Origin of the sequence: Enterobacter cloacae complex sp. P24RS (assembly GCF_014982165.1) — a bacterium.
Classification (GTDB): Bacteria; Pseudomonadota; Gammaproteobacteria; order Enterobacterales; family Enterobacteriaceae; genus Enterobacter; species Enterobacter quasihormaechei.
The window spans coordinates 32,894-55,767 of sequence record NZ_JADCKU010000022.1 but is presented as its reverse complement, the minus strand read 5'-3'; the positions used below and the strand labels follow the sequence as shown (position 1 = coordinate 55,767).

The 22,874-nt window shown below is 55.8% G+C and carries 19 protein-coding genes; 9 read left to right on the top strand and 10 right to left on the bottom strand.

Features of this window, described 5'->3' with window-relative positions; genetic code table 11:
* The first annotated feature begins 2 nt into the window (after window positions 1-2).
* Window positions 3-1,166, top strand: a complete 1,164-nt coding sequence (gene fadA, locus INF58_RS19320) for an acetyl-CoA C-acyltransferase FadA (RefSeq protein WP_063865822.1) — start codon at window positions 3-5, stop codon at window positions 1,164-1,166.
* A 128-nt stretch (window positions 1,167-1,294) separates the two neighbouring features.
* Here fadA and glyS read toward each other — a convergent pair whose 3' ends face one another.
* From glyS to INF58_RS19305, 3 genes are all read right to left on the bottom strand, one after another.
* Window positions 1,295-3,364 (bottom strand): glycine--tRNA ligase subunit beta, encoded by a 2,070-nt coding sequence (gene glyS / locus INF58_RS19315; protein WP_193528319.1) that lies wholly within the window; start codon window positions 3,362-3,364, stop codon window positions 1,295-1,297.
* A 9-nt stretch (window positions 3,365-3,373) separates the two neighbouring features.
* Window positions 3,374-4,285 (bottom strand): glycine--tRNA ligase subunit alpha, encoded by a 912-nt coding sequence (gene glyQ, locus INF58_RS19310; RefSeq protein ID WP_003860141.1) that lies wholly within the window; start codon window positions 4,283-4,285, stop codon window positions 3,374-3,376.
* A gap of 160 nt (window positions 4,286-4,445) precedes the next feature.
* Window positions 4,446-4,751, bottom strand: coding sequence for a YsaB family lipoprotein (locus INF58_RS19305; RefSeq protein ID WP_063865825.1), 306 nt, complete (start codon window positions 4,749-4,751; stop codon window positions 4,446-4,448).
* 184 nt (window positions 4,752-4,935) lie between these two features.
* On the opposite strand from INF58_RS19305, the gene INF58_RS19300 reads away from it, so the two are divergent.
* A complete protein-coding gene (locus INF58_RS19300) occupies window positions 4,936-5,931 on the top strand; it encodes an acyltransferase (protein WP_193528318.1) in 996 nt (331 codons plus the stop codon).
* Window positions 5,932-5,985: 54 nt separating this feature from the next.
* Here the strand turns inward: INF58_RS19300 and xylB are convergent, their stop codons facing one another.
* Window positions 5,986-7,440, bottom strand: coding sequence for a xylulokinase (xylB, locus tag INF58_RS19295; protein WP_193528317.1), 1,455 nt, complete (start codon window positions 7,438-7,440; stop codon window positions 5,986-5,988).
* A gap of 60 nt (window positions 7,441-7,500) precedes the next feature.
* Window positions 7,501-8,823 (bottom strand): xylose isomerase, encoded by a 1,323-nt coding sequence (gene xylA / locus INF58_RS19290; RefSeq protein ID WP_193528322.1) that lies wholly within the window; start codon window positions 8,821-8,823, stop codon window positions 7,501-7,503.
* A 371-nt stretch (window positions 8,824-9,194) separates the two neighbouring features.
* Here xylA and xylF point away from each other — a divergent pair, with 371 nt between their 5' ends.
* From xylF to xylR, 4 genes are all read left to right on the top strand, one after another.
* Window positions 9,195-10,187 (top strand): D-xylose ABC transporter substrate-binding protein, encoded by a 993-nt coding sequence (gene xylF, locus INF58_RS19285; protein WP_063865834.1) that lies wholly within the window; start codon window positions 9,195-9,197, stop codon window positions 10,185-10,187.
* A 72-nt stretch (window positions 10,188-10,259) separates the two neighbouring features.
* The gene (locus INF58_RS19280; protein WP_193528316.1) at window positions 10,260-11,801 is read left to right on the top strand and encodes a xylose ABC transporter ATP-binding protein; all 1,542 of its coding nucleotides are present in this window, start codon (window positions 10,260-10,262) and stop codon (window positions 11,799-11,801) included.
* Window positions 11,779-12,960, top strand: a complete 1,182-nt coding sequence (gene xylH / locus INF58_RS19275) for a xylose ABC transporter permease XylH (protein ID WP_003860151.1) — start codon at window positions 11,779-11,781, stop codon at window positions 12,958-12,960. Before INF58_RS19280 ends, xylH begins: the two co-directional genes overlap by 23 nt.
* 34 nt (window positions 12,961-12,994) lie before the next feature.
* Window positions 12,995-14,173, top strand: a complete 1,179-nt coding sequence (gene xylR, locus INF58_RS19270) for a D-xylose utilization transcriptional activator XylR (protein WP_063449964.1) — start codon at window positions 12,995-12,997, stop codon at window positions 14,171-14,173.
* A gap of 35 nt (window positions 14,174-14,208) precedes the next feature.
* Here xylR and INF58_RS19265 read toward each other — a convergent pair whose 3' ends face one another.
* Window positions 14,209-15,033 carry a protein bax gene (locus INF58_RS19265; protein ID WP_071888809.1) on the bottom strand — a complete coding sequence of 275 codons (825 nt, stop codon included), beginning with the start codon at window positions 15,031-15,033 and terminating at the stop codon, window positions 14,209-14,211.
* A gap of 313 nt (window positions 15,034-15,346) precedes the next feature.
* On the opposite strand from INF58_RS19265, the gene INF58_RS19260 reads away from it, so the two are divergent.
* Both INF58_RS19260 and avtA read left to right on the top strand, forming a co-directional pair.
* The gene (locus INF58_RS19260) at window positions 15,347-17,377 is read left to right on the top strand and encodes an alpha-amylase (RefSeq protein WP_193528315.1); all 2,031 of its coding nucleotides are present in this window, start codon (window positions 15,347-15,349) and stop codon (window positions 17,375-17,377) included.
* A gap of 130 nt (window positions 17,378-17,507) precedes the next feature.
* Entirely contained in the window at window positions 17,508-18,761 is a 1,254-nt protein-coding gene (avtA, locus tag INF58_RS19255; RefSeq protein ID WP_063865841.1) for a valine--pyruvate transaminase, read from the top strand.
* 7 nt (window positions 18,762-18,768) lie between these two features.
* On the opposite strand, the gene INF58_RS19250 is transcribed toward avtA, so the two are convergent.
* From INF58_RS19250 to aldB, 4 genes are all read right to left on the bottom strand, one after another.
* Window positions 18,769-19,224, bottom strand: a complete 456-nt coding sequence (locus INF58_RS19250) for a 4Fe-4S dicluster domain-containing protein (protein ID WP_131638059.1) — start codon at window positions 19,222-19,224, stop codon at window positions 18,769-18,771.
* A 210-nt stretch (window positions 19,225-19,434) separates the two neighbouring features.
* Complete coding sequence (locus INF58_RS19245; RefSeq protein WP_193528314.1) at window positions 19,435-19,839, bottom strand: type II toxin-antitoxin system HicB family antitoxin; 405 nt, start codon at window positions 19,837-19,839, stop codon at window positions 19,435-19,437.
* Between the two features lie 14 nt (window positions 19,840-19,853).
* On the bottom strand, window positions 19,854-20,039 hold the full coding sequence (locus INF58_RS19240) for a type II toxin-antitoxin system HicA family toxin (protein ID WP_193528313.1): 186 nt from the start codon (window positions 20,037-20,039) through the stop codon (window positions 19,854-19,856).
* A 244-nt stretch (window positions 20,040-20,283) separates the two neighbouring features.
* On the bottom strand, window positions 20,284-21,822 hold the full coding sequence (gene aldB / locus INF58_RS19235; RefSeq protein WP_063865846.1) for an aldehyde dehydrogenase AldB: 1,539 nt from the start codon (window positions 21,820-21,822) through the stop codon (window positions 20,284-20,286).
* 166 nt (window positions 21,823-21,988) lie between these two features.
* Between aldB and INF58_RS19230 the strand changes: the two genes are divergently transcribed.
* Window positions 21,989-22,873 carry an ROK family protein gene (locus INF58_RS19230; protein WP_063865848.1) on the top strand — a complete coding sequence of 295 codons (885 nt, stop codon included), beginning with the start codon at window positions 21,989-21,991 and terminating at the stop codon, window positions 22,871-22,873.
* Window position 22,874: the final 1 nt, after the last annotated feature.

Genomic DNA, 22,874 nt, shown 5'->3' with positions numbered 1-22,874 from the left:
CAATGGAAAAGGTTGTCATTGTTGATGCGATTCGCACCCCGATGGGCCGTTCAAAAGGCGGCGCGTTCCGTAATGTGCGCGCGGAAGACCTCTCCGCGCACCTGATGCGTAGCCTGCTGGCGCGTAACCCGGCGCTGGATCCCGCTGCGCTGGATGATATCTACTGGGGCTGCGTGCAGCAAACGCTGGAGCAGGGCTTCAACATCGCCCGCAACGCGTCGCTGCTGGCGGAGATCCCGCATTCGGTTCCGGCCGTTACCGTCAACCGCCTGTGCGGTTCATCGATGCAGGCGCTGCACGATGCGGCGCGTATGATTATGACCGGCGATGCGCAGGCCTGTCTGGTCGGCGGCGTTGAGCACATGGGCCACGTGCCGATGAGCCACGGGGTTGATTTCCACCCTGGCATGAGCCGCAACGTGGCGAAAGCCGCAGGCATGATGGGCCTGACCGCCGAAATGCTCTCCCGCCTGCACGGTATCAGCCGCGAAATGCAGGATGCTTTTGCCGCGCGCTCTCACGCCCGCGCCTGGGCCGCCACGCAGTCTGGCGCTTTTAAGAATGAGATTATCCCAACCGGCGGACACGACGCGGACGGCGTACTGAAGCAGTTCAGCTACGACGAAGTTATCCGTCCTGAAACCACGGTCGACGCGCTTTCTACCCTGCGTCCGGCTTTTGATCCGGTCACCGGCACGGTAACGGCGGGCACCTCTTCTGCCCTGTCCGACGGCGCCGCCGCGATGCTGGTGATGAGCGAAAGCCGCGCCCGCGAATTAGGCCTGACGCCACGCGCCCGCGTGCGTTCGATGGCGGTCGTGGGTTGCGATCCTTCAATCATGGGTTACGGTCCGGTTCCGGCCTCGAAGCTGGCGCTGAAAAAAGCGGGGCTGAGCGCAAGTGATATCGATCTGTTCGAGATGAACGAAGCCTTCGCCGCACAGATCCTGCCGTGCATTAAAGATCTGGGCCTGATGGATCAGATCGACGAGAAGATTAACCTCAACGGCGGCGCGATCGCCCTCGGACACCCGCTGGGCTGCTCCGGGGCGCGTATCAGCACCACGCTGATCAACCTGATGGAACGCAAAGATGCCCAGTTCGGGCTGGCAACGATGTGTATTGGGTTGGGTCAGGGGATCGCGACGGTATTTGAGAGGGTGTAAGGCTATAACGTAAGCCCGATAAGCTTCGCGCCATCGGGCTTTTGCCGGGAGGCGCTGCGCTTTCCCGGCCTACGAAGAATAAAGTTTAGTTGCCGTTCTTCCCGCCTGTCAGGGGCGGGTTTTTTACATCATTGCAGCAGCGAAATATCCGCCACGCGCAGGAACAGCTCACGCAGTTTCTCGAGCATAGAGAGACGGTTAATACGCAGCTCTTTATCTTCCACGTTTACCATCACTTTCTCGAAGAAGGCGTCGATGATGTCACGCAGCTCCGCCAGCTCCACCAGCGCTTCCTGGTAGCGGCCTTCCGCGAAGTACGGCTCAAGCTTGTCGCGCAGCACCACAACCTGCATCGCCAGAGCAATCTCTTCCGGCTCTTTCAGCGACGCGGCGTTTACACGCTCGTTCAGCGTCTCGTCGGATTTCGCGAGGATGTTAGATACACGCTTGTTGGCCGCAGCCAGAGCTGACGCCGCTTCCAGCGTACGGAAGTGGGATACCGCTTTCATACGCGCATCGAAATCTGCCGGACGGGTCGGACGACGCGCCAGCACCGCCTGAATGGTGTCAACGGAGTAACCTTCGTCCTGATACCACGCGCGGAAACGACCGAGCATAAAGTCGATAACATCATCCACAACCTTCGCGTTGGTCAGCTTATCGCCGTACAGACGCACCGCTTCTTCCGTCAGCGTTTGCAGATCGAGGTTCAGGTTCTTCTCAACGATGATACGCAGCACGCCCAGCGCGGCGCGGCGCAGCGCAAACGGGTCTTTATCGCCTTTCGGATGCTGACCGATACCGAAGATACCCGCCAGGGTGTCCATCTTATCGGCAATCGCCACGGCGCAGGCAACCGGGTTGGACGGCAGATCGTCACCGGCAAAGCGCGGCTGATACTGCTCGTTCAGGGCCACCGCCACGTCTTCCGCTTCGCCATCGTGACGCGCGTAATGCATGCCCATGACGCCCTGGGTGTCGGTGAATTCGAACACCATGTTGGTCATCAGGTCGCACTTGGAAAGCAGGCCCGCACGGGTAGCGTGGTTCACGTCCGCGCCAATCTCACGGGCAATCCAGCCGGACAGCTCCGCGATACGGTCGGTCTTGTCGCGCAGCGTACCCAGTTGCTGCTGGAACAGCACGGTTTGCAGACGCGGCAGGTTATCTTCCAGACGTTTTTTACGGTCGGTGTTGAAGAAGAACTCTGCATCCGCCAGACGTGGGCGCACCACTTTCTCGTTACCGGAGATAATCTGGATCGGATCTTTCGATTCGATGTTCGCCACGAAGATGAAGTTTGGCAGCAGCTTGCCGTCGTTGGCGTAAACCGGGAAGTACTTCTGGTCACCCTTCATGGTGTAAACCAGCGCTTCTGCCGGAACGGCCAGGAATTTCTCTTCGAATTTCGCGGTCAGTACAACCGGCCATTCTACCAGAGAAGTTACCTCTTCCAGCAGGCTGTCGCTCAGATCGGCATTACCACCAATCTTACGCGCCGCTTCTTCTGCGTCCGCTTTAATTTTGGCTTTACGCTGTTCGTAGTCAGCAATAACTTTACCGCGCTCCAGCAGGATCTGCGGGTACTGGTCGGCATTGTCGATGGTGAACTCTGGCTCGCCCATAAAGCGATGGCCGCGGATCACGCGATCGGACGCCACGCCCAGAATGGTTGCTGGAATAACGGTATCGCCCAGCAGCAGGGTCACAGTGTGCACCGGACGCACGAAGTGTACGTCGGACGCGCCCCAGCGCATCAGCTTAGGAATCGGCAGCTTAGCCAGCGAAGTCGCGATCATATCTGGCAGCAGCGCTTCCGCACTTTCGCCTTTCACGTGGGCACGATACAGCAGCCATTCACCTTTATCGGTGGTCAGACGCTCGGCCTGGTCAACGGTGATACCGCAACCGCGCGCCCAGCCTTCTGCCGCTTTGCTCGGCTTGCCTTCCGCGTCGAACGCCTGAGCAATGGCCGGGCCACGTTTCTCAACTTCACGATCCGGCTGAGACGCCGCCAGGTTTGCCACCTTCAGCGCCAGACGACGCGGCGCAGCAAACCACTCAATTTTACCGTGCGCCAGGCCAGCGTTATCCAGCTCGGCAGTAACGTTCGCAGCGAAAGATTCAGCCAGGCTGCGCAGGGCTTTTGGTGGCAGCTCTTCAGTGCCGATTTCCACCAGGAAAGTTTTCTCAGACATGGCCGCCTCTTATTTGTTTCGGTTGCACATCGGGAAGCCAAGGGCTTCACGGGACGCGTAGTAAGCTTCTGCAACGGCTTTGGTCAGGGTACGGATTCGCAGAATGTAGCGCTGACGTTCAGTCACGGAGATGGCTTTGCGGGCGTCCAGCAGGTTGAAGCTGTGGGCAGCCTTCAGAATACGCTCGTAGGCAGGCAGCGGCAGCGGAGTCTCCAGCGCCAGCAGCTGCTGGGCTTCTTTCTCGTACTGCTCGAAGCAGGTGAACAGGAAGTCCACGTCCGCGTATTCGAAGTTATAGGTGGATTGCTCCACTTCGTTCTGATGGAACACGTCGCCGTAGGTGGTTTTACCCAGCGGGCCGTCGCTCCAGACCAGGTCGTAAACGCTGTCTACGCCCTGAATGTACATTGCCAGACGTTCCAGACCGTAGGTGATTTCACCGGTGATCGGCTTACATTCGAGACCGCCGACCTGCTGGAAGTAAGTGAACTGGGTCACTTCCATGCCGTTCAGCCACACTTCCCAACCCAGACCCCAGGCACCCAGCGTTGGGTTTTCCCAGTTATCTTCCACGAAGCGAATGTCGTGAATGGTTGGATCCATACCCAGCTCTTTCAGTGACCCGAGGTACAGTTCCTGAATATTGTCGGGTGATGGCTTAATCACCACCTGGAACTGATAGTAGTGCTGCAAGCGGTTCGGGTTCTCGCCGTAACGGCCATCGGTCGGACGACGGGATGGCTGCACGTAGGCGGTTGCCATTGGCTCTGGCCCTAACGCGCGCAGGCTGGTCATCGGGTGTGAGGTGCCTGCGCCAACTTCCATGTCCAAAGGTTGAACAATGGTGCAGCCCTGACGAGCCCAGTAATCCTGTAAGGTCAGGATCAGGCCCTGGAAGGTCTTGGTATCAAACTTTTGCATAGTATTTCGTGCTGGATACGTGTGGTTTTAAATGGAAGGGATCAGTATACCCGCTGGCTGCAAGATATACAGTACGAAACGGGGTTGTTTAGGGAAAATTGGGGAATAAGGTCTACTGCCAGAACCGGTGAGGGCTCTGGTTGCTGATTATCCGAGCAATTTAGCGCATCGAGAGATGTAAAAACTGGCCGTCTGCATCAAAAGAGCAGACAAAGCCCTCTTTACGCGCAGTATACCCTTTCAGTTCATAGCTGCCCTGAAAGCGCTCAAAGCCGTTTATGTGAATTTTCTGTGCCTCGGAATTATAGCGATGAGCCGCCTCACCTATGCACAGCTGTTCCATATTCAGGGAACGCTCCGGGCTCATTTTCCCCTGCTGCGCTTTCTGGACAGGGGCCTCCTGAGAAGCACTGCACCCTGCTAATAAAAGCAGCAGAAAGAGTGACGCCCCACGCTTCATCATCATTTTTATTACCGCCCCGGTCAGTGGCTGTTATTTTTAGTAGCAACACGTTTATAGATTAATGTTCAACATTCTGCGAATCTCGCCAGCTCGCGACAAGACAGCCTGGCTAAACTCAGAATTTTCCAAGGGAAAAGTTTTACGCTACCGCAGTCACACTTTCTTTATCAGGAATACAGAGGAACTGATGCAGTCAAAAATTAACTGGATTGATAACCTGCGGGGAATAGCCTGTCTGATGGTGGTGATGATCCACACAACGACCTGGTATGTCACGAACGCGCACAGTATCAGCCCCGTTAACTGGGATGTCGCCAATATTCTGAACTCGGCCTCCCGCGTGAGCGTCCCGCTGTTCTTTATGATTTCCGGTTTTCTCTTTTTTGGTGAGCGTAGCGCGCAGCCGAGACATTTCATCCGTATTGTCTCCTGTCTGCTGTTTTACAGCGCCATTTCGCTGCTCTATATCATCCTGTGCACGTCCATTAACGCCGAACGTTCCCTGCTCAATGTGCTGCAAAAACCGGTGTTCTATCACCTGTGGTTTTTCTTCGCGATAATCGTTATTTACCTGGTTTCTCCGTTAATTCAGGTAAAAAACGTCAGCGGTAAAATGCTGCTGGCCTTGATGGCGATCATCGGGATTGTGGCAAACCCGAATACCCTCTCACAAAAAGTTGATGGCTTTGAATGGCTTCCCGTCAACCTCTATATCAACGGCGACACGTTTTATTATGTGCTGTACGGCATGCTGGGGCGCGCCATCGGCATGATGGAGACGCAAAAGCGAGGAATGAACTGGCTTTGCGCGGCTGCGTTTATCGCCGGTGTGTTTATTATCTCTCGCGGGACGCTGCACGAGCTGCAATGGCGCGGCAACTTTGCCGATACCTGGTATCTGTATTGCGGCCCGATGGTCTTTATCTGCGCGATTTCTCTGCTGACCCTGGTGAAAAACACCCTCAACGAACGTCCGCTTCCGGTGCTGGGATTTATCTCTCGCCACTCGCTGGGTATTTACGGTTTTCACGCGCTGGTGATCCACGCCCTGCGCACCCGCGGCGTTGAGCTGAAAAGCTGGCCGGTGCTGGATATTATCTGGATATTTACCGCTACGCTGGCTGTCAGCCTGCTGCTGTCCATGTTGCTGCAAAGAATCGATACGCGCAGGTTTGTAAGCTAGCCAGATGGATGGGGAGTTGCAGGCCGGGTCAGCGCAGCGCCACCCGGCGGATGTTCAGGACATCAGCGGTAAAAGCTGCTGATAGATTTTGCGGAACACGACTCGTCGTTCAGCATAGCGAGCATGGTTTTTCGCATCAGGACGATGCTGCTGTTCAAGCGGAAGCTGGGGCAAAAGCGAGTTCAGTGGTTTATCCGGGTTCACCGCGATTTGCGCCAGCCGTGCCGCACCGAGCGCCGGACCAACTTCTCCCCCCGTACGATAGTCCAGCGGCAACCCGCTGATATCAGAAAGCATTTGCCGCCAGTAGCTGCTTCGCGCCCCGCCGCCAATTAAGGTAATGCTGGATGGCGTCAGGCCACAGTCATGCACGACATCCATGCCGTCCGCCAGTGCATAGCCGACCCCTTCAAGCACCGCGCGCGCCAGCTCTGCCGGGCCGTGCTGATGGGTAAGCCCGAAGAACACCCCTTTCGCTTCCGGGTTGTTGTGCGGCGTGCGCTCGCCGGAAAGGTACGGTAAAAACCAGGCCGCACCGGCATTATCATCCGCCTGCTGTGCCGCTGCGATAAGCGCCGGTACGTCCGCCATTCCGGTCAGCTTTGCCGCCCAGTCGAGGCAGGAAGCGGCACTCAGCATCACCGACATGAGATGCCATTTGCCCGGCAACGCGTGGCAGAAGCTGTGTACGGCGTTTTCAGGGTTACTGCGATAGCCGTCACTGACGGCAAAATAGACGCCGGAGGTGCCGAGCGAGAGCATCGCCTGCCCTGCTTCCACCATCCCCACGCCAACGGCGCCCGCCGCGTTATCGCCGCCGCCGGCGACAACCGGTACGGCCGGCATATTCCAGCGTTCAGCAATGGAGGATTGCAGCGTGCCCGCGATCTCGCTGCCTTCAAACAGCGCAGGCATATGGTCGCGCGTCAGCTGGCAGGCATCCAGCATCGCCTCGCTCCAGTCCCGTTTCGCCACGTCGAGCCACATCGTGCCCGCGGCGTCAGACATGTCGCTGGCAAATTCTCCCGTCATGCGAAAACGCAGGTAGTCTTTAGGCAGCAGAACCTTCGCCACCTGACGGAAAATATCGGGTTCATGGCGCTGCACCCACAGGAGTTTTGGCGCGGTAAAACCGGGCATCATCAGGTTGCCCGTAATCTCGCGGGACGTGGGCACACGCGCTTCAAGAAGCGCACACTCTACCGCACAGCGGCCATCGTTCCAGAGAATAGCCGGGCGCAGAACGCGATGCTGGCTATCCAGCAACGTTGCACCATGCATTTGCCCGGCAATGCCCAGCGCCTTTACATCGCGCAGGCTGTGCTGCTCGCCTAAGGCTTTCATCGCGCGGTCCGTCGCCTGCCACCACTGCTCCGGATCTTGCTCAGACCACAGCGGATGCGGGCGTGAAACCTGCAACTTTTCAGTCTGGGTTGCTAACACATCGCCCTGCTCGCTTAACAGAATGGCTTTCACACCCGACGTGCCAAGATCGATCCCGATATACATTGTGGTGGCTCCTTTGACAGAAATGCCCGGTGGCGATGCGCTTACCGGGCCTGCATACTGTTATTTATCGAAGAGGTAATGATTGACCAGGTTTTCCAGCAGTTCCTGATGCCCGCTCTGATGCTGCGGGGCCAGCTGATGCTGTTCAGCGTACTTCGCGATTTCCGCAAGCGATAACTGACCTTTCAGAATTTGCTGGCCCAGCTCACTGTTCCAGCCGCCGTAACGCTTCGCCACACGTTTATCCAGCTCACCGTCTTCAATCATACGGGCCGCCACCTTCAGCGCCAGCGCCATGGTGTCCATCGCGCCAATATGCCCGTAAAACAGATCGTATTTGTCAGTGCTCTGGCGACGGACTTTGGCGTCGAAGTTCAGGCCGCCGGTGGTGAAACCGCCCGCTTTGATGATTTCGTACATTACCAGCGCATTTTCTTCCACGCTGTTCGGGAACTGGTCGGTATCCCAGCCCAGCTGCGGATCGCCGCGGTTCGCATCTACCGATCCGAAGATGCCCAGCGCAATCGCAGAGGCAATTTCGTGATGGAAAGAGTGGCCCGCCAGGGTAGCGTGGTTAGCCTCAATATTCACTTTGATCTCTTTTTCCAGACCAAACTGCTTCAGGAAGCCATACACGGTGGCAACATCGTAGTCGTACTGATGCTTGGTTGGCTCCTGCGGTTTAGGCTCAATCAGCAGCGTGCCGCGGAAGCCGATTTTGTGTTTGTGGTCCACAACCATCTGCATAAAGCGACCAATCTGCTCGCGCTCCTGACGCAGGTCGGTATTTAGCAGCGTTTCATAACCTTCACGACCGCCCCAGAGAACATAGTTCTCGCCGCCCAGCTGATGCGTGGCGTTCATCGCAGTCACGACCTGGGTTGCCGCCCAGCTGAAGACTTCCGGATCGGGGTTGGTTGCCGCACCCGCACCGTAGCGAGGGTTGGTAAAGCAGTTAGCCGTCCCCCAGAGCAGCTTCACGCCGCTCTGCTGCTGTTTTGCCGCCAGCACATCCACCATCTGCGCGAAATTGTTCAGATACTCTTTCAGCGATGCCCCTTCAGGCGACACGTCCACATCGTGGAAACAGTAGTACGGCACGTTCAGCTTATGGAAGAACTCGAACGCGACGTCGGCTTTACGCTTCGCCAGCTCAATGGCCTCGCCCGGCTGCTGCCATGGACGGTCAAAAGCGCCCACGCCGAACATATCGGCACCGTTCCAGCAGAAGGTGTGCCAGTAGCAGGCGGCAAAGCGCAAGTGATCTTCCATGCGCTTACCCAGCACCAGCTCATCCGGGTTGTAGTGACGAAATGCTAAAGGATTGGTCGTTTTCGTGCCTTCGAAACGAACGCGATCGAGTTGGTCGAAATAAGCTTGCATATTGAGCTCCATAATCAGGGTATGCGGCGTGGTCTTGCTTCTGGAGTAATAGTGAATAGACATTGGGGGTTGCTCAATTACGTTATTTCACACTGCTATTGAGAGAATGCACAATTGTGCGCTGGCTCGCAAAATAATGTGCAGACAAACTATTTTTCGGCGCATATTCCAGAATCAAATGTAATTAATAGGTTACGCTTTTTAAAATCCGATCGCGGTCATAAATTCAGAAATAAACCAAATATCGTAATGAGAAGATAAAAATCTGTAATTGCCAGCAGGCCTTTCCACGTTAAAAATTTGCTGCGTCTCAGCAGTGAACGTTTCTTTTATCTCAGCGACACATACCCCTACAAAAAGGCCTAATAATTATGAAGATAAAGAACCTGACCCTAACGCTCTGCACTACTCTCCTGCTTGCAAGCTTTGCCGGCCATGCCAAAGAGGTCAAAATCGGCATGGCGATTGATGATTTACGCCTGGAGCGCTGGCAAAAAGATCGCGATATCTTTGTTAAAAAAGCGGAATCCCTCGGCGCGGAGGTGTTCGTTCAGTCCGCTAACGGCAACGAAGAGACGCAAATGTCGCAAATCGAGAATATGATCAACCGTGGCGTCGATGTGCTGGTCATTATCCCGTATAACGGCCAGGTATTAAGCAACGTGGTGAAAGAGGCTAAACAGGAAGGCATAAAAGTCCTGGCCTATGACCGCATGATTAATAATGCGGATATTGATTATTATATTTCGTTCGACAATGAAAAAGTGGGTGAATTACAGGCTAAAAGCCTGGTCGCTAAGGTGCCGCAAGGAAATTATTTCCTGATGGGCGGTTCGCCTGTGGATAACAACGCCAAGCTGTTCCGCCAGGGACAAATGAAGGTGCTTAAGCCATATATCGACGAGGGCAAAATTAAGGTCGTCGGCGACCAGTGGGTTGACGGTTGGTTACCGGAAAACGCGCTGAAAATTATGGAAAACGCGTTGACCGCAAATAACAACAAAATCGATGCGGTCGTGGCCTCTAACGATGCCACCGCGGGTGGCGCCATTCAGGCGCTGAGCGCGCAGGGTCTGGCCGGAAAAGTCGCTATCTCCGGTCAGGATGCCGATCTTGCGGGTGTTAAACGCATTATCGCGGGCACCCAAACCATGACGGTGTATAAACCCATTACCGAACTTGCCAATACGGCTGCTGAAATTGCCGTTGAGCTGGGCAATGACCAACAGCCTAAAGCAGACGCAACGTTAAATAACGGCCTGAAAGACGTACCGGCTCGCCTGCTTACCCCTATCGAAGTCAACAAAGAGAACATTGACGCCACGGTGGTGAAAGACGGTTTCCATAAGAAGAGTGAACTGTAATCCAGCGCAGCCCCTGCCCGGCGGGGGCGCATCGACCTGCCCTGTTCATCTGTCGGGCTATGCGGAGCAGTTATGTCTTATTTACTTGAAATGAAAAGCATCACCAAAGCCTTCGGGACGGTGAAAGCGGTCGACAACGTCAGCCTGCGGCTGAATCCCGGCGAAGTGATGTCGCTGTGCGGCGAAAACGGCTCGGGGAAATCCACGCTGATGAAGGTGCTGTGTGGGATCTACCCGCACGGCAGCTATGAGGGCGAAATCGTCTTCGCCGGAGAGGTGCTCCAGGCCACGCACATTCGCGATACCGAGCGTAAAGGCATCGCTATCATTCACCAGGAGCTGGCGCTGGTGAAGCACCTAAGCGTGCTGGAAAATATCTTTCTTGGGGCCGAACTCTCGCGCCACGGCGTGCTGGATTACGACACCATGACGCTGCGCTGCGAAAAATTGCTGGCTCAGGTGAGCCTGGCTATCTCACCGGATACGCGCGTGGGCGACTTAGGTTTGGGCCAGCAGCAACTGGTGGAGATCGCCAAAGCGCTGAATAAACAGGTACGCCTGCTGATCCTCGACGAGCCAACCGCCTCGCTCACCGAACAGGAAACGGCCGTACTGCTCAATATCATCCGCGACCTGCAAAACCACGGTATCGCCTGCATCTATATTTCGCACAAGCTTAACGAGGTGAAAGCCATTTCCGACACCATCTGCGTCATCCGCGACGGGCAGCACATCGGCACGCGTGAGGCAGAAGGCATGAGTGAGGATGACATCATCACCATGATGGTGGGCCGCGAACTCACCGCGCTGTATCCCAACGAGCCGCACGCGATTGGCGAAGAGATCCTGCGCGTGGAAAACCTGACGGCGTGGCACCCCGTTAACCGCCATATCAAGCGCGTGAATGACCTCTCCTTCTCGCTGCACCGAGGCGAAATTCTCGGCATTGCGGGCCTGGTGGGTGCCGGAAGAACCGAGGCCGTACAGTGTCTGTTTGGCGTCTGGCCGGGGCGCTGGGAAGGCAAAATTTATGTCAACGGTCAGCCAGTAAAAATCGACAACTGCCAGCAGGCCATTGCCAGAGGCATTGCCATGGTGCCCGAAGACCGCAAAAAAGACGGCATCGTGCCGGTCATGGCGGTGGGAAAAAATATCACGCTGGCGGCGCTCAGCCAGTTTTCCGGCGCGCTGAGCAGCCTGGACGATGCCGCAGAACAGCAGTGCATTCTCCAGTCGCTCGCAAGGCTTAAGGTGAAAACGTCCTCGCCAGAGCTGGCGATAGGACGCCTGAGCGGCGGCAACCAGCAAAAGGCGATTCTGGCGCGCTGCCTGCTGCTTAATCCGCGCATTTTAATTCTGGACGAACCCACGCGGGGAATCGATATCGGCGCGAAGTACGAAATCTACAAGCTGATTAATCAACTGGTGCAGCAAGGGATTGCCGTCATTGTTATCTCGTCCGAACTGCCTGAAGTGCTGGGCCTGAGCGACCGCGTGCTGGTCATGCATGAAGGGAAACTCAAAGCCAACCTGAACAACCAGAACCTGACGCAAGAGCAGGTGATGGAAGCTGCCCTAAGGAGCGAACGCCATGTCGAAAAGCAACCCGTCTGATATCAAAGTCGCTGTTCCGACGCCCGGTGCGTTCGCAGGACTTAAATCGCTGAATCTACAAGTATTCGTGATGATTGCAGCCATCATCGTCATCATGCTGTTCTTTACCTGGATGACCGACGGCTCCTATCTGAGCGCACGTAACGTCTCTAACCTGCTGCGTCAGACCGCCATCACCGGCATTCTGGCGGTGGGGATGGTCTTCGTGATCATCTCAGCGGAAATTGACCTGTCGGTAGGGTCAATGATGGGCCTGCTCGGCGGCGTGGCGGCGATTTTTGACGTCTGGCTCGGCTGGCCGCTGCCGCTGACGATTGCGGTCACGCTGGTACTGGGTCTGCTGCTGGGGGCGTGGAACGGCTGGTGGGTGGCCTACCGGAAAGTCCCGTCGTTTATCGTCACCCTGGCGGGAATGCTGGCCTTCCGCGGCATTTTAATTGGTATCACCAACGGCACCACCGTCTCCCCCACCAGCGCCTCTATGTCCCAGATTGGCCAAAGCTACCTCTCTGATGGCGTCGGTTTTACGATCGGCGTGGTTGGGCTGATGGCGTTTGTCGCGTGGCAATGGCGGGGGCGCATGCGTCGCCAGGCGCTGGGTCTGGCCTCGCCTGCTTCTACCTCGGTGGTGGGTCGTCAGGCGCTTACCGCCGTGATTGTGCTAGGTGCCATCTGGCTGCTTAACGATTATCGCGGCGTCCCGACGCCCGTTCTGCTGCTGGCGCTGCTGCTGTTAGGTGGGATGTTTATGGCCACACGTACCGCTTTCGGCCGCCGCATTTATGCCATCGGCGGCAACCTGGAAGCCGCGCGTTTGTCCGGCATTAACGTGGAGCGCACCAAACTCGCCGTCTTTGCCATTAACGGTCTGATGGTAGCCATCGCGGGGCTGATCCTCAGCTCGCGACTGGGTGCGGGTTCTCCGTCTGCCGGTAATATTGCCGAGCTGGACGCCATCGCCGCCTGCGTAATTGGCGGAACCAGCCTCGCCGGGGGCATTGGCAGCGTGGCGGGTGCGGTGATGGGCGCATTTATTATGGCTTCGCTGGATAACGGGATGAGTATGATGGACGTGCCGACGTTTTGGCAGTATATCGTCAAGGGAGCCATTCTTTTGCTGGCAGTCTGGATGGACTCTGCCACCAAGCGGCGCGCCTGAGAACCGTATCGTGACTAATTTGGGAAAGTGAGCCATGTTTGAAAAGCGTCACCGCATTACGTTGTTATTCAATGCCAACAAAGCCTATGACCGTCAGGTGGTTGAAGGGGTTGGTGAATATTTGCAGGCGTCGCAATCCGAATGGGATATTTTCATCGAAGAAGATTTCCGTACCCGTCTGGAGAACATTAAGGACTGGCTGGGAGACGGGGTCATCGCTGACTTTGACGACCCCGTGATTGAACAGCTGCTGAGTGGCGTCGACGTTCCTATCGTGGGCGTTGGCGGCTCATACCATTCACCGGAACATTATCCCCCTGTTCACTACATCGCCACCGATAACCATGCCCTGGTCGAGACCGCCTTCCTCCATTTAAAGGAGAAAGGCGTACACCGTTTTGCGTTTTACGGTTTGCCCGCCACCAGCGGCAAGCGCTGGGCAATGGAGCGTGAGTATGCGTTCTGCCAGCTGGTTGCCCAGGAGAAGTATCGCGGCGTCGTTTATCAGGGACTGGAAACCGCGCCAGAAAACTGGCAGCACGCGCAAAACCGGCTGGCTGACTGGCTGCAAACGCTGCCGCCCCAGACAGGCATTATCGCCGTGACGGACGCCCGCGCTCGCCACGTATTGCAGGTGTGCGAGCATTTGCATATTCCGGTGCCTGAAAAGCTGTGCGTGATTGGTATCGATAACGAAGAGCTTACGCGCTATCTGTCGCGCGTGGCGCTGTCATCCGTGGCGCAGGGTACGCGGCAGATGGGCTATCAGGCTGCGAAGCTGCTGCACAGACTGTTAGACAACGAATCCCTGCCGCTCCAGCGTCTGCTGGTTCCGCCCGTTCGCGTGGTCGAGCGCCGCTCTACCGACTACCGTTCCTTAAACGATCCGGCCGTGATTCAGGCGATGCACTACATTCGCAATCATGCCTGCAAAGGTATTAAGGTCGATCAGGTGCTGGATTCGGTCGGGATTTCACGTTCGAATCTGGAGAAGCGCTTCAAAGAGGAAGTGGGTGAGACGATACATGCCGTGATCCATGCGGAAAAGCTGGAGAAAGCGCGCAGTCTGCTGATCTCCACCTCGCTGTCGATCAACGAGATTTCACAGATGTGCGGCTACCCGTCGCTACAGTATTTCTATTCGGTGTTCAGGAAAGAGTATGACACCACGCCGAAGGAGTACCGGGAACGGTACAGTGAAGTCCTGCTCTAGAAAAGAGAACGCCTTCCAGTGGAAGGCGTTTTTCATTACATGTGCGCGGCAATCAGACGCTGGTTATCCTGGTACATCGAGAACAGATAGTTGTTATAACGCTGTCCCTGAGTGGAATACCCTTTCAGCTTGTGGATCATCGCCGTAGCCGTCACTTCCTGATCCGCTTTACGCAGCTGGGCGCGGGACTTACGGAACGAGGAGTAGGCCGGGTGGGTGTTCAGGTTCACCACGTAGGCATTCACGGAATCTTTCACCGATTCAAACTGTGAATAACCCTTCACCTTGCCAGGTGCATTGGTACAACGACCTTTGGCGCACTTCATGCCAAACAGATTGTTGTTGTTGCGGGCCAGCTTCGAGGTCCCCCAACCGCTTTCGGCGGCGGCCATTGTCGCCACCATGCTGCCTGGAATGATGTCCACACGTTCTAACAGTGAGTTCCACGGCACGCGACGCGTGTTTCCGCTCCACTTCACTTTATAGCGTTTGGCGATGTCTTTCAGGCGCGTGCGCTCAGACGGCGACCAGCGGCTATCGTACTGTTTGGAGATCAGCCAGTTACGATCCGCAGTAATCGCGGCATTTTGACTTTTAATGTAAGGCATGACCGTCCGGAGAAACGCTTTTTTTCGTGGTGTCCCGGAAGGGTATTTTCGCAAATCAGGAAGTGAACTACTCTTTGCACTATTGCGAGAATACTCTTGTTTACTGCTAACCTTACTGCTTGTCGTCTTTATTACGTGGGCTTTCTTACTCGTTGTATCCGCGTGCGTCTTTGCAAGCACCTCACCTGAAAATGCCATGGTGAGTAACATGAGTATCGCGGCCCCATATCGTCGAATGGGAGTCGATATCATTAGGTCTCCTGGTCGGATATAAGCATTCCAACACCTTATTTTCTTCAAAATTTGAGAGCGGAATCTCAAATCGTACCAAAAATAGTCTTCAAGAGCACGTATATAAATAGTCCAATTCCGAAACTATGTCATTCGAAACGTGCTCATTAAAGCATCAACACCGGAAAAATGTGTGCGATATCGCAGATAACAGCCTAATTTTGCGCGGGATCACTCATCCCTTCGCGTCCTCCTGGCAGAAAGCCTCATAGGAGGAGTTTTTCCCCTGAGCCGAATGGCACACTGGTCAAAAATGCCGCGACAGGAAAATGGAATGAAACGCACTGCATTAGCTGTTCTGATGTTACCCGCACTCGCGCATGCCGACTGGTCATCGCCGGGATTTGACGCGTTTAACGCTGAAGGTACCGGCGTCTTTACCAGCCAGGCAAAGCTTGCGAAGGGTACCCGTCCACTAACGTTGAGTCTTGACAACGCGTGCTGGCAGCCGACAGAGGCTATTAAGCTCAACGAGATGCTGTCGCTCAAACCGTGCGAAGGCACTCCGCCGCAGTGGCGGTTATTCCGTGACGGCGTTTATCAGATGCGTATTGATACGCGTTCGGGAACGCCAACCCTGATGCTGACGGTACAAAGCGCGGCGCCACAGCCTGTCGCTAACGTCACCCGCCAGTGCCCGAAGTGGGACGGTAAACCGCTTACGCTCGACGTAGCAAACACCTTCCCGGAAGGAACGGTGGTGCGTGATTTTTACAGCAAACAGACCGCGACCGTTGAAAATGGCAACGTCACGCTTCAGCCAGCCGCCAACAGCAATGGCCTGCTGCTGCTTGAGCGCGCCGAGACGGACAAACCCGCGCCGTTCAGCTGGCAAAACGCCACCGTCTATTTCGTGCTGACCGATCGCTTCGTGAATGGCGACCCTGCCAACGATAACAGCTATGGCCGCCATAAAGACGGTATGCAGGAGATAGGGACGTTCCACGGCGGCGATCTTAAAGGGCTTACCAGCAAACTGGATTACCTTCAGCAACTGGGCGTGAATGCGCTCTGGATAAGTTCTCCGCTGGAGCAGATCCACGGCTGGGTGGGCGGCGGCACCAAGGGGGATTTCCCTCACTACGCCTATCACGGCTATTACACTCAGGACTGGACGAAGCTCGACGCCAACATGGGCAGCGAAGAGGATTTGCGCCAGCTTGTCGACGAAGCGCACCGGCGCGGTATCCGCGTCCTGTTTGACGTTGTCATGAACCACGCGGGCTATGCGACGCTTGCCGATATGCAGGAATATCAGTTTGGCGCGTTGTATTTGCAGGGGGATGAGCTGAAGAAAACGCTCGGCGAACGCTGGACTGACTGGAAGCCAGGCGCGGTTCAAAGCTGGCACAGCTTCAATGATTACATCAACTTCAGTGATAAAGCTGCATGGGAAAAATGGTGGGGAAAAAAATGGATCCGCACCGATATCGGCGATTATGACAACCCCGGCTTTGACGATTTAACGATGTCCCTGGCGTTTCTGCCGGATCTGAAAACGGAATCTAAGATCCCGTCAGGTTTGCCGAACTTTTATCAACACAAACCCGACACCAACGCGAAAGTGATGACGAACTTCACGCCGCGAGATTACCTGACCCACTGGCTCAGCCAGTGGGTACGTGACTACGGCATCGACGGTTTCCGGGTCGATACCGCTAAACACGTTGAGCCTGAAGCCTGGCAGCAGTTGAAGGAGCAGGCCAGCCTGGCGCTGGTCGCGTGGAAAGCCGCCAACCCGGACAAAAAACTCGACGATGCGCCATTCTGGATGACCGGTGAATCCTGGGGTCACGGCGTGATGCAGAGCGATTATTATCGCCACGGCTTTGATGCGATGATCAATTTTGACTATCAGGAGCAGGCGGCGAAAGCGGTGGACTGTCTGGCGGATATGGATCTGACCTGGCAGCAAATGGCCGAAAAACTGCAAAGCTTTAATGTGCTGAGCTATCTCTCCTCCCACGATACGCGACTGTTCCGTGAAGGAGGCCAGCGCGCCGCTGAGCTACTGCTGCTGGCGCCGGGAAGCGTGCAAATCTATTACGGCGATGAATCAGAGCGTCCATTTGGTCCGACGGGGTCCGATCCGCTACAGGGAACCCGTTCGAATATGAACTGGCAGGACGTAACGGGTAAACAGGCGTTAACTGTCGCCCACTGGCAGCTTCTGGGGCAGTTCCGCGCCCGTCATCCGGCAATGGGTGAAGGCAAGCAAACCACGCTGTCGCTGAAAGAGGGGTACGGATTTGTACGCGAGCATAAGGGCGATAAGGTGATGGTGGTGTGGGCGGGTAATCAGTAGAACAATTCACTACATGAATCCTGCTCCGCCATACAAAACAACAAATCCGACCACATCCGCCGATTTGCACCAACACGGTGCTGGCGTTATGGTTACTGCCTTTCATATTAAGCCCGACAGATCACCTGCTATGACGTTTTCACAATTCGGCGATAAATTTACCCGCCATTCAGGCATTACCCGCCTGATGGAGGACCTCAACGACGGGCTGCGCACCCCCGGTGCTATCATGCTCGGCGGCGGAAACCCGGCTCAGATTCCGGAGATGAACACCTACTTCCAGGCGCTACTTGCAGACATGCTGGAAAACGGTAAAGCAACCGATGCGCTGTGTAATTACGACGGCCCTCAGGGTAAAACAGAACTGCTGACGCTTCTGGCATCGATGCTGCGGGAAGCGCTGGGCTGGGATATCGAACCACAGAATATTGCACTGACAAACGGCAGTCAGAGCGCGTTTTTCTACTTGTTCAATCTGTTCGCCGGACGCCGCGCCGACGGCAGCACGAAAAAAGTGTTGTTCCCGCTGGCACCGGAGTATATCGGCTACGCCGATGCCGGCCTCGAAGAAGATCTTTTTGTTTCCGCACGCCCGAATATCGAGTTGCTGCCGGAAGGCCAGTTCAAATATCACGTTGATTTTGAACATCTGCATATCGGTGAAGAGACGGGCATGATTTGCGTGTCACGCCCTACTAACCCGACGGGCAACGTGATCACCGACGACGAGCTGATGAAGCTGGATGCGCTGGCGAATCAGCATGGCATCCCGCTGGTGATCGATAACGCCTATGGCGTCCCGTTCCCGGGGATTATCTTTAGTGAAGCGCGTCCGCTGTGGAACCCGAACATCATCCTCTGCATGAGCCTTTCCAAGCTGGGCCTGCCGGGCAGCCGCTGCGGTATCATTATCGCCAACGAAAAGATCATTACCGCCATTACCAACATGAACGGCATTATCAGCCTTTCGCCTGGTGGGATCGGTCCGGCCATGATGTGCGAGATGATCAGACGCAACGACCTGCTGCGCCTGTCGAATGAGGTGATCAAACCGTTTTACGCTCAGCGCGTTCAGGAAACCATCGCCATTCTTCGCCGCTACTTACCGGAAGAACGCTGTCTGATCCATAAACCGGAAGGGGCAATTTTCCTGTGGCTGTGGTTTAAGGATCTACCCATTACGACAGAGCTGCTTTATCAGCGCCTGAAAAAGCGTGGCGTGCTGATGGTGCCGGGGGATTACTTCTTCCCGGGGCTGGATAAGCCGTGGCCGCACACGCACCAGTGCATGCGCATGAACTACGTCCCGGACCCGGAAAAAATCGAAGCGGGAGTGAAAATTCTCGCCGAAGAGATCGAGAACGCCTGGCACGAGGCGGGTTAATAAGACCTCAGGCCAGATTACGCACCCGTTCCGCGCGTAATCTGGCGGGATCGATGCAGCGCAGCGCGTGGGTAGGACAGGCTTCAACGCAGGCTGGCCCACCCTCGCGATGCGCGCACAAATCACATTTCAGCGCCTGAACGCGACCTTCCACGACCCGAACCTGCATTGCCCCGAACGGGCACGCCACCATACAGCTTTTGCAGCCGATACAGCGCGATTGCTCAACGAGCCACGCTCCCGCAGCGCGGCGAATGGCCTGCGTCGGGCAGACATTAGCGCAGGGCGCATCTTCACACTGATGACAACCTACAGCCGTGGTGAAAGCGTTCCCTTTAACCACCCGGATCCGCGACGTAAACGCGTCTGGCACGGCGGTGCTTTCATGCGACATCATGCAAGCCACCTCGCAGGTGCGGCATCCGATGCATTTTTCAGGATCCGCCATGATAAATCGGTTCATGGATAACGCCTCGCGCAGGTTAAAAGTCAGTTCCGTTGAATTATCGTTAGCGCATCATACCTTGCGTGCGAATCGTTAAGGATGCTGTGGGTCAAAGAGCGGGCGCGGATACTTTTAGCTTAGGGTAAATGCGGATATGTGTGGATGAAGGCTGATTAACTGCGGCCTGTTGCCCTCACCCCAACCCTCTCCCACGGGAGAGGGAGAACGTTAAGCCAATACACGCCGTGCTGCCTCTGCAAGAAAAGCACTTCGGTTAGTAAATTGTGGATGCTCGCTGACAAAGGAATCAATCTTCACCAGCAAACGGCGAGGTATCGTAATATTGATGCGCTCTACTTTGCCTTCAAACTGTTTCATATTGATATCCACCAGCAACCATTGTCCGCCAATGAAATCCTCCGGATGACTTGCCAGATGCGCTTCAACCATACCCGGAAGTGGCAACATTTCATCCATTTCAAACAACGCTTCAAAATGGGCAGTTAATGCATCACGTGCATCCTGAAAAGCATCATCCAGTGAATCCCCCGCAAAAAAACACCCCGGAACGTCAGGAAAGAAACCACTGGCGCTACCGTCGGAATCAGAATGAATGTAAGCCGGATAAAACATAACTACTCCTGATATCAGTGTTTAATTCCCGCCTGTCGCCAGATTTGTGCGAGAGTGCCTGGTTTAATGTCCTTTTTAGGATGTGGGACGGTAACCAATCCTTTTTGCACTGGATGGCGAAACTCATGATGGCTTCCCTTCGTTCTTACACATTTCCAGCCATGGCTAACCAGAACAGTAATGATATCCGCACTTTTCACATCCCAATCCTTCCCTGATTATACACATGATACACACCGCCGCTACTGGGTTGAATGAGACTACCGCATTAAAAACGGCAGCGCAGCCAGACTTTAGCGAAACAGGAAGAGGCATCGAGAAAAGAAGAGGGAGGATTGTTATGTTGCAGATAAAAATGCGGGCACTATCGTAGGCCGGGTAAGGCGAAGCCGCCACCCGGCTTTAACCCGGCTCAGGCCGCCCGGGACGGCCTGAGCCGGAAGTTTAAAACAGCCCCAGCGGTTTTTCGGAGTAGCTGACCAACAGACATTTCGTTTGCTGGTAGTGCTCCAGCATCATCTTATGGGTTTCACGCCCGATGCCCGACTGCTTGTAGCCGCCAAACGCCGCATGAGCTGGATAGGCGTGATAGCAGTTGGTCCACACGCGACCGGCCTGAATGCCGCGGCCCATTTTGTAGGCCAGATTACCGTTACGGCTCCAGACGCCCGCCCCCAGGCCATACTGCGTGTCGTTGGCGAGCTCCAGCGCCTCGTCCATGGTTTTAAACGTCGTGACCGCCAGCACCGGCCCAAAAATTTCCTCCTGGAATACACGCATGTTGTTCTGACCGAACAGGATGGTCGGCTCAAGGTAGTAGCCCTCCTGTAAATCGCCGCCCAGTACCTTACGGCGTCCGCCGGTCAGCACATCGGCCCCCTCTTTTTTACCGATATCGATATAGTTGAGGATGGTTTCCAGCTGGCCATGCGATACCTGTGCCCCCATCTGGGTGACGTTATCCAGCGGGTTACCGCTGCGGATTGACTCCACGCGCCGGATCGCCCGCTCCATAAAACGCTCATAAATGGATTCCTGCACCAGCGCGCGGCTCGGACAGGTACAGACTTCACCCTGGTTAAACGCGAACAGCGCAAACCCTTCCAGCGCTTTGTCGAAGAAGGCATCCTCTTCATCCATTACGTCGGCAAAGAAGATGTTCGGCGATTTGCCGCCCAGCTCGAGCGTGACCGGAATGATGTTCTGGGTCGCGTACTGCATAATCTGCTGACCCACTTCCGTTGAGCCGGTAAACGCCACTTTGGCGATACGTTTTGAGGTGGCAAGATATTCCCCAATCTCGCCCCCAGCCCCGTTGACCACGTTAATGACGCCCGGCGGCAACAGATCGCCAATCACCTCCATCAGCAGCAGCACCGAAAGCGGGGTTAAGCGCGCAGGTTTCAGCACAACGCAGTTGCCCGCCGCCAGCGCGGGGGCCATTTTCCAGCTCGCCATCAGCAGCGGAAAGTTCCAGGGAATGATTTGCCCCACCACGCCCAGCGGCTCGTGGAAGTGATACGCCACGGTGTCGCTGTCCACCTCGCTGATCCCACCCTCCTGAGCACGAATGCAGGAGGCAAAATAGCGGAAATGGTCAATCGCCAGCGGGACGTCCGCCGCCATGGTTTCGCGGATCGGCTTGCCGTTGTCCCACGTTTCTGCCGTTGCCAGCAGCTCCAGATTCTGCTCCATCCGGTCAGCGATTTTGAACAAAATGGCCGCCCTGTCCTGCACGGAGGTCTGTCCCCATTTATCCTTCACCTTATGTGCCGCATCCAGCGCTAAATCAATATCCCGCTTGCCCGAACTGGCAATTTCACATAACGGCTGGCCGGTGACGGGCGTCAGGTTGGAATAGTATTCACCGTCGACGGGCGCCACCCAGTCGCCACCGATAAAGTTGTCATAGCGGGGCTTGAGCTTAAGGGGAAAACCATACTCGCCAGGCTGGATACGCGATGAGGGAGGATTGTTTGTCATGACCGTCTCCTTGCAGTAGGTGTACAACAAGGGTAGTTCCGGCTGGTGATTTTCTCGCCAGCGGGTAGCGGGTTTACGAGCCGCATCACGGATTACCGTACTTTACGTTTCGTTTCTGCCGCCAGAGCCATAATTAATAGTTCAGGGGCACATGAGGAACGATGCAATGCAGCTATTTATCGGCTTTGACGTGGGTGGAACCCACATCAAACACGGCGTAATTAACGAAAACGGCGAAGAACTGACATCCGATGAATATGATACGCCGGACGATGAAAGCACCTTCAAAGAGAAGTGGAAAGCGGTGGTGGATAAGTACTGCCAGGAGCACGAGATCGCCGGCATTGGCGTGAGTTTTCCGGGACACATCAATCACCACACCGGCGAAGCGGCCAAAGCCGGGGCGCTGGACTATCTTGACGGCGAAAATCTGTGCGAACTGTTCGCACAGCTGACCGATCTCCCCGTGACAATCGAAAACGATGCAAACTGCGCGGCGCTGGGCGAGCGCTGGCAGGGCGCGGGCAAGGACTATGAGCATTTCGTCTGCATCACCATCGGTACCGGCATCGGCGGCGGTATCGTCATGGAGGGCGATCTCTACCGCGGATCGCACTACCGGGCGGGTGAATTTGGCGTTCTGCCCGTGGGCAATGAGGGCGAACCGATGCATGAAGTGGCCTCCGCCAGCGGCCTGATGAAAGCCTGCCGCCGCGCGCTGGCCGTGTCGGAAGACGAAATGCCTGACGGCGAGGAGCTGTTTAAACGCATGGACAGCGACGTGCATCTGCGCGAGGCCATTGAAGAGTGGGCGCACTGTCTGTCTCGCGGTATCTACAGCGTGATCTCTATGTTCGATCCGCAGGCGGTGCTGATTGGCGGGGGCATTAGCGAGCAGGAGAAAATTTATCTCCTGCTGGATAAATACTTACAGCGATTCGAGGAGTGGGAGGCGCTCCGGGTGCCCATCCTCCCCTGCGAGCTGGGCAACCAGGCGGGAAGGCTGGGTGCGGTCTGGCTGGCTAAGCAGAAGCAGGCGCGCAGCGCTTAAC

Excerpts from the sequence above, each read along its gene's own strand:
- fadA (WP_063865822.1), top strand. The coding sequence starts at position 3 with ATGGAAAAGGTTGTCATTGTTGATGCGATTCGCACCCCGATGGGCCGT.
- glyS (WP_193528319.1), bottom strand. The coding sequence starts at position 3,364 with ATGTCTGAGAAAACTTTCCTGGTGGAAATCGGCACTGAAGAGCTGCCA.
- glyQ (WP_003860141.1), bottom strand. The coding sequence starts at position 4,285 with ATGCAAAAGTTTGATACCAAGACCTTCCAGGGCCTGATCCTGACCTTA.
- INF58_RS19305 (WP_063865825.1), bottom strand. The coding sequence starts at position 4,751 with ATGATGATGAAGCGTGGGGCGTCACTCTTTCTGCTGCTTTTATTAGCA.
- INF58_RS19300 (WP_193528318.1), top strand. The coding sequence starts at position 4,936 with ATGCAGTCAAAAATTAACTGGATTGATAACCTGCGGGGAATAGCCTGT.
- xylB (WP_193528317.1), bottom strand. The coding sequence starts at position 7,440 with ATGTATATCGGGATCGATCTTGGCACGTCGGGTGTGAAAGCCATTCTG.
- xylA (WP_193528322.1), bottom strand. The coding sequence starts at position 8,823 with ATGCAAGCTTATTTCGACCAACTCGATCGCGTTCGTTTCGAAGGCACG.
- xylF (WP_063865834.1), top strand. The coding sequence starts at position 9,195 with ATGAAGATAAAGAACCTGACCCTAACGCTCTGCACTACTCTCCTGCTT.
- INF58_RS19280 (WP_193528316.1), top strand. The coding sequence starts at position 10,260 with ATGTCTTATTTACTTGAAATGAAAAGCATCACCAAAGCCTTCGGGACG.
- xylH (WP_003860151.1), top strand. The coding sequence starts at position 11,779 with ATGTCGAAAAGCAACCCGTCTGATATCAAAGTCGCTGTTCCGACGCCC.
- xylR (WP_063449964.1), top strand. The coding sequence starts at position 12,995 with ATGTTTGAAAAGCGTCACCGCATTACGTTGTTATTCAATGCCAACAAA.
- INF58_RS19265 (WP_071888809.1), bottom strand. The coding sequence starts at position 15,033 with ATGATATCGACTCCCATTCGACGATATGGGGCCGCGATACTCATGTTA.
- INF58_RS19260 (WP_193528315.1), top strand. The coding sequence starts at position 15,347 with ATGAAACGCACTGCATTAGCTGTTCTGATGTTACCCGCACTCGCGCAT.
- avtA (WP_063865841.1), top strand. The coding sequence starts at position 17,508 with ATGACGTTTTCACAATTCGGCGATAAATTTACCCGCCATTCAGGCATT.
- INF58_RS19250 (WP_131638059.1), bottom strand. The coding sequence starts at position 19,224 with ATGAACCGATTTATCATGGCGGATCCTGAAAAATGCATCGGATGCCGC.
- INF58_RS19245 (WP_193528314.1), bottom strand. The coding sequence starts at position 19,839 with ATGTTTTATCCGGCTTACATTCATTCTGATTCCGACGGTAGCGCCAGT.
- aldB (WP_063865846.1), bottom strand. The coding sequence starts at position 21,822 with ATGACAAACAATCCTCCCTCATCGCGTATCCAGCCTGGCGAGTATGGT.
- INF58_RS19230 (WP_063865848.1), top strand. The coding sequence starts at position 21,989 with ATGCAGCTATTTATCGGCTTTGACGTGGGTGGAACCCACATCAAACAC.